Consider the following 14,248-nt stretch of genomic DNA (forward strand, 5'->3'; position numbering starts at 1 on the left):
CTGCGATGGCATCGACTGGTTTTGCCTGATACACCGAGGTGCCGCAAGCCAGCTCCCACAGTCAGCACAATGGATAGACCAGCAAAAAATCCTCACTTGGCCCAACTCTTGCTCTACCTCCCAATACTGCATCCCCGATCCCCAATGCAGTGGAGACCTTTACCTATGCCAGTCGCCCCCAATTCGCTCCTTCAGGCTGCCGCTGCGGCCAAGCCTCAAGCGCCGGCCGCCACACCTGCGGCAACGGCTGCGGCCCCACAGGACAAAGGCCCTGGCTTCGCTCAAGTGTTCGCCAACCAAAGCCCCAAGCCCACGCTGAAGACCGACGACAGCCCGGTAAAAGTCTCGCGTGACAAGCCTTTGGACACCACTACCAAGCCGGTCGCCAGCAACGACAAGCCTGCCGCCAGCGCGCCAGCGGTTGCCGATAGCGGCAATCCCTTGCCTGCCAAACCGGCCAAGTCCGACGACAGCGCCAGCAGTGACGACGACAAGCCCAGCGACCCGGCCCTGGCGCAGCAACCTCCAGTTGATCCGGTGGTCGACCCGGCATTGGTCGCCGCCGTTACGCCGGTGCCTGTTCCGGTGCCAACGCCTGCACCGGTCGCCGCCAACGACGACAAGGCCCAGCCGGTGGTCGCGGCGCCGCTTGCGGCAACCGAAGATGCCAAGCAACCGGCTTTCGACCCTGAAGCCGATCCGCTCGATTCGATGCCCGCCGTGCGCCTGGCCATGGAGCAGGGCGGCCACGTCTCGGCCAGCAGCCAGACGCCGCAGAAAACCGCGCCGACAACGACTCAGGATCAACCCACCGCTGCGCAGAGTTTTGCCGCAGGTCTGGCCAACATGGTTGACCAGCAAGCCACTAAAGACAGCACTGACCAAGGCGGCGACAAGGCCTTCAGTGGGCTGATCGACGGCGGCCTCAAGGATCTGAAAGACGCCAGCAGCGACACCCGCGTGGATGACTTTGCCAACCGCCTGGCCGCGCTGACCCAGGCCGCCACGCCGAAGACCGCGAACGCCTTGCCGCCCGTGGCCAATGCGCCGCTGGCCATGCACCAGAGTGGCTGGACCGAAGAAGTGGTCAACCGCGTGATGTACTTGTCCAGCGCCAACCTCAAGTCGGCGGAGATCCAGTTGCAGCCGGCCGAGCTTGGGCGCCTGGATATCAAGGTCAACATGACCGCAGACCAGCAGGCACAGGTCAGCTTCATGAGCGGCCACGCCGTGGTGCGTGAAGCGCTGGAAAGCCAGTCCGGCCGTTTGCGCGAGATGTTTGCCCAGCAAGGCATGGGGCAGGTCGACGTCAATGTGTCTGACCAGTCCCGTGGCTGGCAGGGTCAAGGCCAGGAGCAACAGCAGCAGAACCAGGCGCGCGGCATAAGCGGCAGTGGCGGGCGTGGTGATGGCGGCGATGCGGTTGACCCTGCTGAAGTGGCAGCGGCGGTCGCGCCGGTGACTCAGACAATAGTTGGCTCCAGCGCCGTCGATTACTACGCCTGATTCCTGTCAAAAACTCGGTCAATGTGGGAGCTGGCTTGCCTGCGATAGCGGTGTATCAGTTACAGAAGTATTAACTGACCCACCGCCATCGCAGGCAAGCCAGCTCCCACATTTGGTTTGTGGTGTTAGTTCTCTCCCTAACTGCCAGACAACTCTGGCATAACACTTGCTCTTGCCTTCCCGTAGATCTATGAATCCCCGAATAGTGACGGATTATTGGCATGGCGAAGAGTGACGACGCAGCAGCAACCCCACCCGCAGGCAAAGGCAAAGGCAAGCTCAAGCTGATCCTGCTGATTGTGCTGGGCCTGCTCCTGGCCATAGGCGCCTCTATTGGCGGCACGTGGTACATCATGCACAGCAGCGCGAGCAAACCGGCCCCCGCCGCCGAAACCGCCACTAACGTCAAGCAACCGGCAATCTTCGAGCCGATGCTGCCGGCCTTCGTCGCCAACTACAATCAGAACGGCCGTCAACGCTACCTGCAGGTGAGCATCACCTTGCTGGCGCGTAACCAAGCGGACCTGGATGCGCTTAAAGTGCATATGCCGGTGATCCGCAACAACCTGGTGATGCTGTTCTCCGGCCAGAGCTTCGACAGCCTGGCCACCCCGGTCGGCCAGGAAATGCTGCGCCAGAAGGTCACTGCCAGCGTGCAGGAAGTGGCCCAGAAAGAGCTCGGCAAAGTCGTGGTCGAGCAGGCGCTCTTCACTAACTTCGTATTGCAGTAGGATCACGACATGGCCGTGCAAGACCTGCTGTCCCAGGATGAAATCGACGCGCTGTTGCATGGCGTCGACGATGGTCTGGTACAGACCGAAATGGCTGCCGAACCCGGCAGCGTCAAAAGTTATGACCTCACCAGCCAGGATCGCATCGTCCGTGGGCGCATGCCGACCCTGGAGATGATCAACGAGCGTTTCGCCCGCTATACCCGTATCAGCATGTTCAACATGCTGCGCCGTTCGGCGGACGTGGCGGTGGGCGGCGTGCAGGTGATGAAGTTCGGTGAATACGTACACTCGCTGTACGTGCCCACCAGCCTTAACCTGGTCAAGATCAAGCCGCTGCGCGGCACCGCGCTGTTCATCCTCGACGCCAAACTGGTGTTCAAGCTGGTGGACAACTTCTTCGGCGGCGACGGCCGTCACGCCAAGATCGAAGGGCGTGAATTCACCCCCACTGAACTGCGTGTGGTGCGCATGGTGCTGGAGCAAGCCTTCATCGACTTGAAGGAAGCCTGGCAGGCGATCATGGAAGTCAATTTCGAGTACATCAACTCGGAAGTGAACCCGGCCATGGCCAACATCGTCGGCCCCAGCGAAGCCATTGTGGTGTCCACCTTCCACATCGAACTCGATGGCGGTGGCGGCGACCTGCACGTGACCATGCCGTATTCGATGATCGAGCCGGTGCGCGAGATGCTCGACGCCGGCTTCCAGTCCGACCTCGACGACCAGGACGAACGCTGGGTCAAGGCCCTGCGCGAAGACCTGCTGGACGTCGACGTGCCGTTAAGCGCCACTGTGGCCCGTCGCCAGTTGCGATTGCGCGATATTTTGCACATGCAACCGGGGGACGTGATCCCTGTGGAACTGCCGGAAGAGCTGATCATGCGCGCCAACGGCGTGCCGTCGTTCAAGGTCAAGCTCGGTTCCCACAAGGGCAACCTGGCGTTGCAAGTGATCGAACCGATCAACCGTCGCTGATCTGCCCCTTCTACCGATGAATTTTTGCTGCGCCGAGGACATGTAATGGCTACCGAACACGAAAACACTTCCGCCGAAGACCAGGCGCTGGCTGACGAATGGGCTGCGGCCCTGGAAGAGACCGGCGATGTGGGCCAGGACGACATCGATGCGCTGCTGGCCGCTGACGCCGCCACCGCACCGGCCGGCAAACGCCTGCCGATGGAAGAATTCGGCAGTGTGCCGAAAAACAACGACCCGGTGACCCTCGACGGCCCGAACCTGGATGTGATCCTCGACATTCCGGTGTCGATCTCCATGGAAGTCGGCAGCACCGAAATCAACATCCGCAACCTGCTGCAACTCAACCAGGGCTCGGTGATCGAGCTCGACCGCCTGGCCGGTGAGCCACTGGACGTGCTGGTCAACGGCACCCTGATCGCCCATGGCGAGGTGGTGGTGGTCAACGAGAAGTTCGGCATCCGCCTGACGGACGTGATCAGCCCAAGCGAACGCATCAAGAAGTTGCGCTGAGATGAAGTATTCGATGGCGGGACTGTTTCTGGCGCTGCCATTGAGCGCCTTGGCGGCTGAGCCGGTCGCCCAAACGGTAGCTGCGGCGCCGGTGGTCAGCAGTGGCATCGGCGGGCAATTGACCCAGCTGGTGCTGGGCCTGTTGCTGGTGGTGGGTCTGATCTTCGTGCTCGCCTGGTTGATGCGCCGCGTACAGCGCATCGGGCCGGGCAATGCCCAGGTGATCGAGATGATCGGCTCGCGCGCCCTCGGCCCGCGTGATCGGCTGGTGCTGGTGCAGGTGGGCGAGGAGCAGATTCTGCTCGGCATCACGCCCGGCCGCATCACCCCGTTGCACGTGCTCAAGACGCCGGTGGAAGCCGTCAAGAGCGAGGCCGCCACACCGGAATTCGCCCAGCGCCTGATGGAGTTGCTGGGCAAGGATCAGAAGGATAAGAAGTAATGCGCGTTTTATTGACGCTCATGCTGTTGCTGGCCGCGCCTTTGGCGTTTGCGGCCGACCCGTTGTCGATCCCGGCGATCACATTGGGCACCAACGCCGCCGGCGCCCAGGAGTATTCGGTCAGCCTGCAGATTTTGCTGATCATGACCGCGCTGAGTTTTATCCCGGCGTTTGTCATGCTCATGACCAGCTTCACGCGGATCATCATCGTGTTCTCGATTCTGCGTCAGGCCCTGGGCCTGCAACAGACACCGTCGAACCAGATCCTCACCGGCATGGCGCTGTTTTTGACGCTGTTTATCATGGCGCCGGTGTTCGACAAGGTGAACCAGCAAGCCTTGCAACCGTACCTGGCCGAGAAGCTTACGGCCCAGGACGCGATCGACAAGGCCCAAGGCCCGATCAAGGACTTCATGCTGTCGCAAACCCGCTCCAGCGACCTTGAGCTGTTTATGCGCCTGTCCAAGCGCACCGACATCGCCACACCGGATCAGGCGCCGTTGACCATCCTGGTACCGGCATTCGTCACTTCCGAATTGAAAACCGCGTTCCAGATCGGCTTCATGATCTTCATCCCGTTCCTGATCATCGACTTGGTGGTGGCGAGCGTGCTGATGGCCATGGGTATGATGATGCTGTCGCCGCTGATTATTTCGTTGCCGTTCAAGATCATGCTGTTTGTGCTGGTGGACGGTTGGGCGCTGATTATCGGCACCCTGGCCAGCAGTTTCGGCGGGGTGTAGTGACATGACGCCAGAAGTAGCGGTCGACCTGTTTCGCGAAGCGCTGTGGCTGACCACCATGATGGTCGCCGTGCTGGTGGTGCCTAGCCTGTTGGTGGGCCTGCTGGTGGCGATGTTCCAGGCCGCGACCCAGATCAACGAACAAACCTTGAGCTTCCTCCCGCGTTTGCTGGTGATGCTGATCACCCTGATCGTCGCCGGCCCGTGGCTGGTGCAAACCTTTATGGAATACATCCTGCAGCTGTACGGCAGTATTCCGCAGTTGATCGGCTGACCGGATGCAATCGGTACTGGCCTTGACCGACACCCAGATCAGTACCTGGGTGGCGTCTTTCATTCTGCCGATGTTCCGCGTCACGGCGGTGCTGATGACCATGCCGGTGTTCGGGACCACCTTGGTGCCGAGGCGCATTCGCCTGTATTTTGCCTTCGCCATCACCGTGGTCATCGTGCCCGGCTTGCCGCCGATGCCGCCGGTGAATGCCCTGGACCTCAGCGCGTTATTGCTGATTGCCGAACAGATCCTGATCGGTGCGCTGATGGGCTTTTCCCTCACGCTGTTCTTCCAGGCCTTTGTGATCGCCGGTCAAATCATCTCGATCCAGATGGGCATGGGCTTCGCGTCCATGGTCGACCCCACCAACGGCGTGTCGGTGGCGGTGATCGGGCAGTTCCTGACCATGCTGGTGACCTTGATCTTCCTGGCGATGAATGGCCACCTGGTGGTATTCGAGGTGTTGACCGAAAGCTTCACCACCTTGCCGGTGGGCTCGGGGTTGGTGGTCAATCACTTCTGGGAATTGGTCGGCCGCATGAGTTGGGTGCTGGGCGCCTCGTTGTTGCTGGTGTTGCCGGCGATTACCGCGCTGTTGGTGGTCAACATCGCGTTTGGCGTGATGACCCGCGCGGCGCCGCAACTGAACATTTTCTCGATTGGTTTCCCGTTGACCCTGGTGTTGGGCATGGGGATTTTCTGGATCGGCATGGCCGACATTCTCAATCAGTATCAACCGCTGGCCACCGATGCCTTGCAGTTCTTACGTGATCTGGCAAGGGCGCGTTGAGCCATGGCCGAGAGCGAGAGTGGCCAGGACAAAACAGAAGACCCCACGGAGAAACGTAAAAAGGACTCCAGGGAAAAGGGCGAGATTGCCCGCTCCAAAGAACTCAATACCCTGGCGGTGATGCTCGCCGGTGCCGGTGGCCTGCTGATTTACGGCGGCGGCCTGGCGCTGGACCTGATGGAGCTGATGAAGCTCAACTTCTCCCTGCCGCGCGAAGTGCTGCTGAGCCCCGGCGCCATGGGCCAGTACCTGCTGCACTCGGGCAAAATCGCGATTCTGGCAGTGCAGCCGGTGCTTATCACCCTGTTGCTGGCCGCACTGATCGGGCCGGTTTCCTTGGGTGGCTGGCTGTTTGCCGCCGGCAGCATGGCGCCCAAGTTCAGCCGCATGAACCCTGGGCCTGGGCTTAAGCGTATGTTTTCCACCAAGGCGCTGGTGGAACTGCTCAAGGCGCTGGCGAAATTCATTCTGATCCTGTTTGTGGCGTTGACGGTGTTGTCATCCGACATCGACGACTTGCTGCGCATCGCCCATGAGCCGCTGGAATCGGCAATTATCCACAGTGTGCAGGTGGTGGGCTGGAGTTCGCTGTGGATGGCCTGCGGGCTGATCATCATCGCCGCGGTGGATGCGCCGATCCAGCTGTGGGAAAGCCACAAGAAACTGCTGATGACCAAGCAGGAAGTGCGCGACGAACACAAAGACCAGGAAGGCCGCCCCGAGGTCAAACAGCGGATTCGCCAACTGCAGCGCGAAATGTCCCAGCGCAAGATGATGGCGGCAGTGCCGGATGCCGACGTCGTCATCACCAACCCGACCCACTACGCCGTGGCGCTCAAGTACGACCCGGAGAAGGGCGGCGCGCCGATGTTGCTGGCCAAGGGCAGCGACTTTACCGCGCTGAAGATCCGCGAAATCGCCGTGGCCAACGACATTCTGCTGCTGGAATCGCCGGAGCTGGCGCGGTCGATCTTCTACTCCACCGACCTCGACCAGGAAATCCCCGCAGGCCTGTACCTGGCCGTGGCGCAGGTGTTGGCCTACGTGTACCAGATCCGCCAATACCGCGCGGGCAAGGGCAAGCGGCCGGACCCGCTCAAAGACCTGCCGATTCCGCCGGAGCTGCGCCGCGATTCCTGATGTGTATGCATCTGTGGCGAGGGAGCTTGCTCCCGCTGGGGCACGAAGCTGCCTCAAAAAATGGGACTGCTCCGCAGTCCAGCGGGAGCAAGCTCCCTCGCCACGAATGAGCCCTCACGCAATATCGCCTTACCTGTCAACTTTGACAGTATTCATTGCACCGCCTTCACTGTTTGATAGAGCGGCGAGGTGCGCCGTCATGCGCGGCTCGGGAGAGCGGTCATGGACAGGGCTACGGTCAGGTGGTTTGACGCCGTCAAGGGCATTGGTTTTGTCGCCCGCGACCGCGAAGGCAAGGCGGTACCCATTCAGGCAGTGGGCAATCCCTGCGGCGAAATCGATACGCCGCCCAAGGCGCGAAAATCCCGTAAGCGAAAAAAGTAACTCCCCCGCCTGCTCGGCAAACAATCACTACCACTGGTCGTTAACCGCCGTCTACCTGTCAACTCTGACAGTAGCCAGTTCGGCGTTCCCGCGGTTTTATGGTGCCAGACACTGTACGCAAGTAGTAACGAGATGCAGGGGAAGGGCGATGGAAGCAGTAACGGGGACGATCACGGTTTACAACCGCAAGACCGGTGAAGGGCTGATTGCGTTGGATGGTGATGATGAGCCGGTGTGTTTGGACCGCTTGAGTTCGGCGTATACCCGATGGCGAGAAGGCCAGCGGGTACAGTTCGCCAGAATTCATCGGCCAAAGGGTGTGTTTGCGTTTTGCATCAGGCTTATTTAGCGAGCCGGGTGCGGATTTTTTGAGCAGGATGTCAGGAGAACGGTAATGGCGACGGGCAAAGTGAAGTGGTTTAACGCGGAGAAGGGTTTTGGGTTTATTACCCAGGATGGTGACGGACCTGATCTTTTTGTTCATTTTTCTGCAATTACAGGTGATGGGTTCAAGACGCTTGAAGAAAACCAGAAGGTGGAGTTCGAGATAGGGCAGGGAGCAAAAGGACCTCAGGCTACGGAAGTGCGACCCGCGTGACGGCTCATTGATCGTTCCCACGCTCCCGCGTGGGAATGCTTCCCGTGACGCTCCGCGTCACCGTTGCGCCGGGTTCAAGTGGGGACGCGGAGCGTCCTAGGCTGCATTCCCACGCAGAGCGTGGGAACGATCAGAAACCGGACCGCGACGCCCGACCACTGCATTTGCAGCGGTGTACGCAGACTAGGGAGCCCGGTTCCTAGGCACCCATCCAACTGTGGGAGCTGGCTTGCCTGCGATGGCTGACTCACAGCTGGCCCTTCAGTGCCTGACCCACCGCAATCGCAGGCAAGCCAGCTCCCACACTGGGAACGATCACACGATCATCATCCAGCTCCCACAGTTGAACCGGTGGCCACTCGACGATCGTCGCCCTGAAACCAAAGTTGGAAGGCTTCTTGCAATACCGCCTCCAGGACGCCCTCCAGCGTCAAAACTTTGCTTCAAGGAACACGAGGAATACCGGTGGTAGATCGCTCTCAAATGCTCAACACGGCCCGTGGCACCCTGACTGATTTGTCGCGGGGCAACCTGGGTGTGCCGTTGTTGTTGCTGGTGATGCTGGCAATGATGATGTTGCCAATGCCGCCGTTCCTGCTCGACGTGTTTTTTACCTTCAACATTGCGCTGTCGGTGGTGGTGCTGCTGGTCTGCGTGTATGCCTTGCGGCCGCTGGATTTCGCGGTATTCCCGACCATTTTGCTGATCGCGACCCTGCTGCGCCTGGCGCTGAACGTGGCATCCACGCGGGTGGTGATGCTCCACGGCCAGGACGGCCACGCCGCCGCCGGTAAGGTGATCCAGGCTTTCGGTGAGGTGGTGATCGGCGGTAACTACGTGGTCGGTATCGTGGTGTTCGCGATTTTGATGATCATCAACTTCGTGGTGGTGACCAAGGGCGCCGGGCGGATTTCCGAGGTGAGCGCGCGGTTTACCCTCGACGCCATGCCCGGCAAGCAAATGGCGATCGACGCCGACCTCAACGCCGGCCTGATTGACCAGAACCAAGCCAAATCCCGCCGCTTGGAAGTCGCCCAGGAAGCCGAATTTTATGGCTCCATGGACGGCGCGAGTAAATTCGTGCGCGGTGACGCCATCGCCGGCCTGCTGATTCTGTTTATCAACCTGATCGGCGGCATGGCGGTCGGGATCTTCCAGCACGGCATGACCTTCGGCGATGCAGGCAAGGTCTACGCCTTGCTGACCATCGGTGACGGTTTAGTGGCGCAATTGCCATCACTGTTGTTATCCACAGCAGCGGCCATCATGGTTACCCGCGCTTCGGGCTCCGAAGACATGGGCAAGCAGATCAGCCGCCAGATGTTCGCCTCGCCCAAGGCGCTGGCCGTGGCCGCCGGTATCATGGCGATCATGGGCATCGTGCCGGGCATGCCGCACGTGTCGTTCCTGAGCATGGCGGCCATGGCCGCCGGTGGTGCCTACCTGTTCTGGCGCAAGCAAAATGCGGTCAAGGTCCAGGCCCAGCAGGAAATCGCCCGCCAGCAAGACTTGCTGCCATCGCCGGCGCGCGCCCAGGAAACCAAGGAGCTGGGCTGGGATGACGTAACCCCGATCGACATGATCGGCCTGGAAGTCGGCTACCGCCTGATTCCGCTGGTGGACCGCAACCAGGGCGGCCAATTGCTGGCGCGGATCAAGGGTGTGCGCAAGAAGCTGTCCCAGGACCTGGGCTTCTTGATGCCCACCGTGCACATCCGCGACAACCTTGATTTGGCCCCCAGCGCCTACCGCCTGACCCTGATGGGCGTGATCCTCGCCGAAGCCGAGATTTACCCGGACCGCGAGCTAGCGATCAACCCCGGCCAAGTGTTCGGCACGCTCAATGGCATTACCGCCAAAGATCCGGCTTTTGGCCTGGAAGCGGTATGGATCGAAGTCAGCCAGCGCAGCCAGGCACAATCGCTCGGTTACACCGTGGTGGACGCCAGCACCGTGGTCGCCACCCACCTCAACCAGATCCTCTACAAGCACTCCCACGAGCTGATCGGCCACGAGGAAGTCCAGCAATTGATGGGTTTGCTGGCCAAAGCCTCGCCAAAACTGGCCGAAGAACTGGTGCCCGGCGTGTTGTCGCTGTCGCAGTTGCTCAAGGTGCTGCAAGCCTTGCTCGCCGAACAGGTGCCGGTGCGCGACATTCGCAGCATTGCCGAGGCCATCGCCAACAATGCCGCCAAGAGTCAAGATACTGCCGCTTTGGTGGCTGCGGTGCGTGTCGGGTTGTCCCGCGCCATCGTGCAAAGCATTGTAGGCATTGAGTCTGAGCTGCCTGTTATCACCTTGGAACCAAGGTTGGAACAAATATTGCTCAATAGTATTCAGAAGGCCGGGCTTGGCCAGGAAGAGGGCGTTCTGCTGGAGCCAAGCATGGCTGAGAAACTGCAGCGTTCGTTGATCGAAGCCGCACAACGTCAGGAAATGGCGGGCCACCCGGTGATTCTGCTGGTGGCAGGCCCGGTTCGAGCGATGTTGTCGCGATTTGGACGCCTGGCAGTACCGAATTTGCACGTTTTGGCTTATCAGGAAATTCCTGACAACAAGCAAGTGACTATCGTCGCGACAGTAGGGCCCAACGGCTGAGGTAGTGGGTTATGCAAGTTAAGCGTTTTTTCGCCGCCGATATGCGTCAGGCCATGAAACTGGTACGTGATGAGCTGGGCGCCGATGCCGCGATTATTGGAAACCGTCGCATTGCCGGCGGTGTCGAGCTGACGGCTGCCCTGGATTACACCCCGTCGGCGCTGGCGCCGCGCGTGCCGAACATGGAACTCGAAGACGAGCTGCGCAAGACCGCCTCGCGCATTGTCTCGGCCCAGGCTGAATTGAGCATGCGTGGCGACAGCGATGCCAGCACCAATCGCCAGTTGTTCGCCGGCCTGCCGCTGACCGCCGCAGAGCCGCTGGTAGAACCGACCTTCAAAGAACCGCCACGTCCTGCAGCGCCAGCCCAGGCCGCCGCTGTCGACCAGCGCGCGCTCGACTCGATGCGTTTTGAACTCAATGGCCTGCGTGAGCTGCTCGAAGTCCAGCTGGGCTCACTGGCGTGGACGCAACTGCAAGGCAGCAAACCGCACCAGGCCAACCTCTGGCGCCGCCTGCAACGCATCGGCCTGTCCGGCCCGTTGTCGCGCGATTTGCTCGCACTGACGGCTGAAGTCGAAGAACCACGCCAAGCCTGGCGCATGTTGCTGGCGCACCTGGCGCGCATGATCGCCACGCCGGAAATCGAACCGCTGGAAGAGGGCGGTGTGATTGCCATGGTCGGCCCCGCCGGCATGGGCAAGACCACCACCCTGGCCAAACTGGCCGCGCGTTATGTGCTCAAGTACGGCGCGCAGAACATCGCGCTGGTGAGCATGGACAGCTATCGCATCGGCGCCCAGGAGCAGCTCAAGACCTTGGGCCGTATCCTCAATGTGACCGTGACCCACGTGGACCCGGGCCAGTCCCTGGCCAATGCGCTCGACCCACTGCTGCGCAAGCGCGTGGTGTTGATCGACACGGCCGGCCTGCAGGCCAGCGACCCGGCACTGCGCATGCAGCTCGAAAGCCTGGCCGGGCGTGGCATCAAGTCGAAAAATTACCTGGTGCTTGCAACCACCAGCCAGAAACAGGTTCTTACCGCTGCCTACCACAGCTACAAACGCTGTGGCCTGGCCGGTTGCATCCTCACCAAGCTCGACGAAACCGCGAGCCTGGGCGAGGTGTTGAGCCTGGCGATCAGTCATGAGTTACCGGTTGCCTACCTGACCGACGGGCCGCGGATCCCGGATGATTTACATCTGCCGCGCCGTCATCAGTTGGTCAGCCGTGCTGTCAGCGTGCAAATGCAAGAAGAGCCTAGCGAGGAAGCGATGGCCGATATGTTCGCCGACCTTTACCACAACCCGGCTAAACGGGTGGGGTGAGGCAGGATGAACACCGTGAAATGTATCTACATCGATGGTCTGCAAGCGATTCACGCGGCCAAGCCATGTAGCCTGCGTCTAAGCAAGACAAGGTAAAGAAATAAAATGGGCAGCATGCATCCCGTACAGGTGATCGCGGTGACCGGCGGCAAAGGTGGCGTCGGGAAAACTAACGTGTCAGTGAATTTGTCCCTGGCCCTGGCAGAGCTTGGCCGTCGCGTCATGCTGCTGGATGCTGACCTGGGCCTGGCGAACGTCGACGTTCTGCTGGGGCTGACACCCAAACACACCCTGGCCGATGTGATCGAAGGCCGCTGTGAGCTGCGCGATGTGCTGTTGCAAGGCCCCGGTGGCATTCGCATCGTGCCGGCTGCCTCAGGCACCCAGAGCATGGTGCACCTGAGCCCGGCGCAGCATGCCGGCCTGATCCAGGCGTTCAGCGACATCGGCGACAACCTCGACGTGCTGGTGATCGACACCGCCGCCGGGATCGGCGAGTCCGTGGTCAGCTTCGTGCGCGCAGCCCAGGAAGTGCTGCTGGTGGTGTGCGACGAACCCACCTCCATCACCGACGCCTATGCCCTGATCAAGCTGCTTAACCGTGACTACGGCATGAACCGCTTCCGCGTGCTGGCCAACATGGCTCAAAGCCCGCAGGAAGGGCGGAATCTGTTCGCCAAGTTGACCAAGGTCACGGATCGCTTCCTCGATGTCGCCTTACAATACGTGGGCGCAGTTCCCTATGACGAGTGTGTGCGCAAGGCTGTGCAAAAGCAGCGTGCAGTCTATGAAGCGTTCCCTCGTTCGAAGTGCGCACTGGCGTTCAAGGCTATTGCCCAGAAGGTCGATACTTGGCCGTTGCCTGCCAACCCGCGGGGGCATCTGGAGTTTTTCGTCGAGCGATTGGTGCATCAGACGAGCGCAGGACCGGTGCTATGACATCCAGCGGCTACAACCTTTACAAAAAGTCGGCACGTGACAGCCAGGGCGAACTGATCGAGCGCTATGCGCCTTTGGTCAAGCGCATTGCCTATCACTTGTTGGCACGCCTGCCTGCCAGTGTGCAGGTTGAGGATTTGATCCAGGCCGGCATGATCGGCCTGCTCGAAGTGTCGACCAAATACGACGCGAGCAAGGGCGCGAGTTTCGAGACGTATGCGGGTATCCGTATACGGGGTGCGATGCTCGATGAAGTGCGTAAAGGGGATTGGGCGCCGCGTTCGGTACACCGCAATACGCGCATGGTCAGTGACGCAATTCGCGCAATTGAAGCAAAAACCGGTCGTGACGCTAAAGATCATGAAGTTGCGGCCGAACTCCAATTGAGTCTCGACGATTACTACGGGATTTTGAACGATACCTTGGGCAGCCGCCTGTTCAGTTTCGACGACCTTTTGCAGGACGGCGAACATGAAGGGCTGCACGAGGACGGCGCGAGTGCACATCTCGAACCGTCGCGTGACCTGGAAGACGAACGTTTCCAGGGGGCGTTGGCGGAAGCGATTGCCAATTTGCCGGAGCGTGAGCGACTGGTGTTGGCGCTGTACTACGACGAAGAGCTGAACCTCAAGGAAATCGGTGAGGTCCTGGGGGTCAGCGAATCGCGTGTCAGCCAGCTGCATAGCCAGTGCGCAGCCCGCTTGCGGGGGCGATTGGGAGAGTGGCGCGCGCGCTGACAGGCAGTGTGGGGACACTGCAGACGCTACCGCGAAGGCTTGATGCTTTTGCGGGTGTGTGCCGTGGTGCCCTGGGCAGTCCTTTTTGTGTAACGCCTGTTGATTGAAATGGCGCGTCCAGGTGCTGGGCGCGTTTAAGACTGCTTGGAGGTCGAATTGGACAAGAACATGAAAATCCTCATCGTTGATGACTTCTCAACGATGCGGCGGATCATAAAAAACCTGTTGCGTGACCTTGGGTTCACCAACACGGTCGAGGCGGATGACGGCCTGACGGCGATTCCGATCCTCAACAGCGGGAGCATCGACTTTCTGGTAACCGACTGGAACATGCCGGGCATGACCGGTATCGACTTGCTGCGTCACGTGCGCGCCGATGAAAAACTGCGCAGCTTGCCTGTGTTGATGGTGACCGCCGAAGCCAAGCGTGAACAGATCATCGAAGCCGCCCAAGCCGGGGTTAACGGTTACGTGGTCAAGCCATTCACTGCGTTGGCCTTGAAAGAGAAGATCGAAAAAATCTTCGAACGCATCCACGGCTGATGTC

At 60.5% G+C, this 14,248-nt stretch carries 17 protein-coding genes; all 17 read left to right on the forward strand.

The annotated features are described in order from the left end of the window. The first annotated feature begins 165 nt into the window (after positions 1–165). The 17 genes from P5706_RS09235 to P5706_RS09315 all read left to right on the forward strand — a co-directional run bounded on the left by P5706_RS09235 (position 166) and on the right by P5706_RS09315 (position 14,244). On the forward strand, positions 166–1,506 hold the full coding sequence (locus P5706_RS09235; protein WP_285679051.1) for a flagellar hook-length control protein FliK: 1,341 nt from the start codon (positions 166–168) through the stop codon (positions 1,504–1,506). Between the two features lie 221 nt (positions 1,507–1,727). After that, the gene (gene fliL / locus P5706_RS09240) at positions 1,728–2,237 is read left to right on the forward strand and encodes a flagellar basal body-associated protein FliL (RefSeq protein ID WP_285679052.1); all 510 of its coding nucleotides are present in this window, start codon (positions 1,728–1,730) and stop codon (positions 2,235–2,237) included. A gap of 9 nt (positions 2,238–2,246) precedes the next feature. Next, the gene (fliM, locus tag P5706_RS09245; protein WP_010166091.1) at positions 2,247–3,215 is read left to right on the forward strand and encodes a flagellar motor switch protein FliM; all 969 of its coding nucleotides are present in this window, start codon (positions 2,247–2,249) and stop codon (positions 3,213–3,215) included. A 45-nt stretch (positions 3,216–3,260) separates the two neighbouring features. Beyond that, positions 3,261–3,728 carry a flagellar motor switch protein FliN gene (gene fliN / locus P5706_RS09250; RefSeq protein WP_057700902.1) on the forward strand — a complete coding sequence of 156 codons (468 nt, stop codon included), beginning with the start codon at positions 3,261–3,263 and terminating at the stop codon, positions 3,726–3,728. Between the two features lies 1 nt (position 3,729). After that, the gene (gene fliO / locus P5706_RS09255; RefSeq protein ID WP_200433517.1) at positions 3,730–4,170 is read left to right on the forward strand and encodes a flagellar biosynthetic protein FliO; all 441 of its coding nucleotides are present in this window, start codon (positions 3,730–3,732) and stop codon (positions 4,168–4,170) included. Further along, positions 4,170–4,913, forward strand: coding sequence for a flagellar type III secretion system pore protein FliP (fliP, locus tag P5706_RS09260; RefSeq protein ID WP_053257296.1), 744 nt, complete (start codon positions 4,170–4,172; stop codon positions 4,911–4,913). Before fliO ends, fliP begins: the two co-directional genes overlap by 1 nt. A gap of 4 nt (positions 4,914–4,917) precedes the next feature. Continuing rightward, on the forward strand, positions 4,918–5,187 hold the full coding sequence (gene fliQ / locus P5706_RS09265; RefSeq protein ID WP_003214552.1) for a flagellar biosynthesis protein FliQ: 270 nt from the start codon (positions 4,918–4,920) through the stop codon (positions 5,185–5,187). A gap of 4 nt (positions 5,188–5,191) precedes the next feature. After that, positions 5,192–5,977 (forward strand): flagellar biosynthetic protein FliR, encoded by a 786-nt coding sequence (gene fliR / locus P5706_RS09270; RefSeq protein WP_200433518.1) that lies wholly within the window; start codon positions 5,192–5,194, stop codon positions 5,975–5,977. Positions 5,978–5,980: 3 nt separating this feature from the next. Further along, positions 5,981–7,117: a flagellar biosynthesis protein FlhB gene (gene flhB, locus P5706_RS09275; RefSeq protein ID WP_200433519.1), complete on the forward strand. Its 1,137-nt coding sequence runs from the start codon at positions 5,981–5,983 to the stop codon at positions 7,115–7,117. A gap of 222 nt (positions 7,118–7,339) precedes the next feature. Continuing rightward, positions 7,340–7,501: a cold-shock protein gene (locus P5706_RS09280; protein WP_285679053.1), complete on the forward strand. Its 162-nt coding sequence runs from the start codon at positions 7,340–7,342 to the stop codon at positions 7,499–7,501. A gap of 148 nt (positions 7,502–7,649) precedes the next feature. Beyond that, on the forward strand, positions 7,650–7,850 hold the full coding sequence (locus P5706_RS09285) for a cold-shock protein (RefSeq protein ID WP_202940716.1): 201 nt from the start codon (positions 7,650–7,652) through the stop codon (positions 7,848–7,850). Positions 7,851–7,895: 45 nt separating this feature from the next. Further along, a complete protein-coding gene (locus P5706_RS09290) occupies positions 7,896–8,099 on the forward strand; it encodes a cold-shock protein (RefSeq protein ID WP_285679054.1) in 204 nt (67 codons plus the stop codon). 483 nt (positions 8,100–8,582) lie between these two features. Next, positions 8,583–10,697, forward strand: a complete 2,115-nt coding sequence (gene flhA, locus P5706_RS09295) for a flagellar biosynthesis protein FlhA (protein WP_056861060.1) — start codon at positions 8,583–8,585, stop codon at positions 10,695–10,697. An 11-nt stretch (positions 10,698–10,708) separates the two neighbouring features. Further along, complete coding sequence (flhF, locus tag P5706_RS09300) at positions 10,709–12,025, forward strand: flagellar biosynthesis GTPase FlhF (protein ID WP_200433522.1); 1,317 nt, start codon at positions 10,709–10,711, stop codon at positions 12,023–12,025. 105 nt (positions 12,026–12,130) lie between these two features. Further along, a complete protein-coding gene (gene fleN / locus P5706_RS09305; RefSeq protein ID WP_003192912.1) occupies positions 12,131–12,964 on the forward strand; it encodes a flagellar synthesis regulator FleN in 834 nt (277 codons plus the stop codon). Then, a complete protein-coding gene (gene fliA / locus P5706_RS09310) occupies positions 12,961–13,701 on the forward strand; it encodes an RNA polymerase sigma factor FliA (protein WP_016973417.1) in 741 nt (246 codons plus the stop codon). The genes fleN and fliA overlap by 4 nt, the downstream gene beginning before the upstream one ends. A 168-nt stretch (positions 13,702–13,869) precedes the next feature. Then, positions 13,870–14,244 carry a chemotaxis response regulator CheY gene (locus tag P5706_RS09315; RefSeq protein ID WP_003192908.1) on the forward strand — a complete coding sequence of 125 codons (375 nt, stop codon included), beginning with the start codon at positions 13,870–13,872 and terminating at the stop codon, positions 14,242–14,244. Positions 14,245–14,248 lie beyond the last annotated feature (4 nt).

Source organism: Pseudomonas sp. ChxA, from assembly GCF_030263855.1.
In the GTDB taxonomy this organism is placed as follows: domain Bacteria; phylum Pseudomonadota; class Gammaproteobacteria; order Pseudomonadales; family Pseudomonadaceae; genus Aquipseudomonas; species Aquipseudomonas fluorescens_CB.

Coding starts and splice junctions, on each gene's coding strand:
- P5706_RS09235 (WP_285679051.1), top strand. CDS start 166: ATGCCAGTCGCCCCCAATTCGCTCCTTCAGGCTGCCGCTGCGGCCAAG.
- fliL (WP_285679052.1), top strand. CDS start 1,728: ATGGCGAAGAGTGACGACGCAGCAGCAACCCCACCCGCAGGCAAAGGC.
- fliM (WP_010166091.1), top strand. CDS start 2,247: ATGGCCGTGCAAGACCTGCTGTCCCAGGATGAAATCGACGCGCTGTTG.
- fliN (WP_057700902.1), top strand. CDS start 3,261: ATGGCTACCGAACACGAAAACACTTCCGCCGAAGACCAGGCGCTGGCT.
- fliO (WP_200433517.1), top strand. CDS start 3,730: ATGAAGTATTCGATGGCGGGACTGTTTCTGGCGCTGCCATTGAGCGCC.
- fliP (WP_053257296.1), top strand. CDS start 4,170: ATGCGCGTTTTATTGACGCTCATGCTGTTGCTGGCCGCGCCTTTGGCG.
- fliQ (WP_003214552.1), top strand. CDS start 4,918: ATGACGCCAGAAGTAGCGGTCGACCTGTTTCGCGAAGCGCTGTGGCTG.
- fliR (WP_200433518.1), top strand. CDS start 5,192: ATGCAATCGGTACTGGCCTTGACCGACACCCAGATCAGTACCTGGGTG.
- flhB (WP_200433519.1), top strand. CDS start 5,981: ATGGCCGAGAGCGAGAGTGGCCAGGACAAAACAGAAGACCCCACGGAG.
- P5706_RS09280 (WP_285679053.1), top strand. CDS start 7,340: ATGGACAGGGCTACGGTCAGGTGGTTTGACGCCGTCAAGGGCATTGGT.
- P5706_RS09285 (WP_202940716.1), top strand. CDS start 7,650: ATGGAAGCAGTAACGGGGACGATCACGGTTTACAACCGCAAGACCGGT.
- P5706_RS09290 (WP_285679054.1), top strand. CDS start 7,896: ATGGCGACGGGCAAAGTGAAGTGGTTTAACGCGGAGAAGGGTTTTGGG.
- flhA (WP_056861060.1), top strand. CDS start 8,583: ATGCTCAACACGGCCCGTGGCACCCTGACTGATTTGTCGCGGGGCAAC.
- flhF (WP_200433522.1), top strand. CDS start 10,709: ATGCAAGTTAAGCGTTTTTTCGCCGCCGATATGCGTCAGGCCATGAAA.
- fleN (WP_003192912.1), top strand. CDS start 12,131: ATGGGCAGCATGCATCCCGTACAGGTGATCGCGGTGACCGGCGGCAAA.
- fliA (WP_016973417.1), top strand. CDS start 12,961: ATGACATCCAGCGGCTACAACCTTTACAAAAAGTCGGCACGTGACAGC.
- P5706_RS09315 (WP_003192908.1), top strand. CDS start 13,870: ATGAAAATCCTCATCGTTGATGACTTCTCAACGATGCGGCGGATCATA.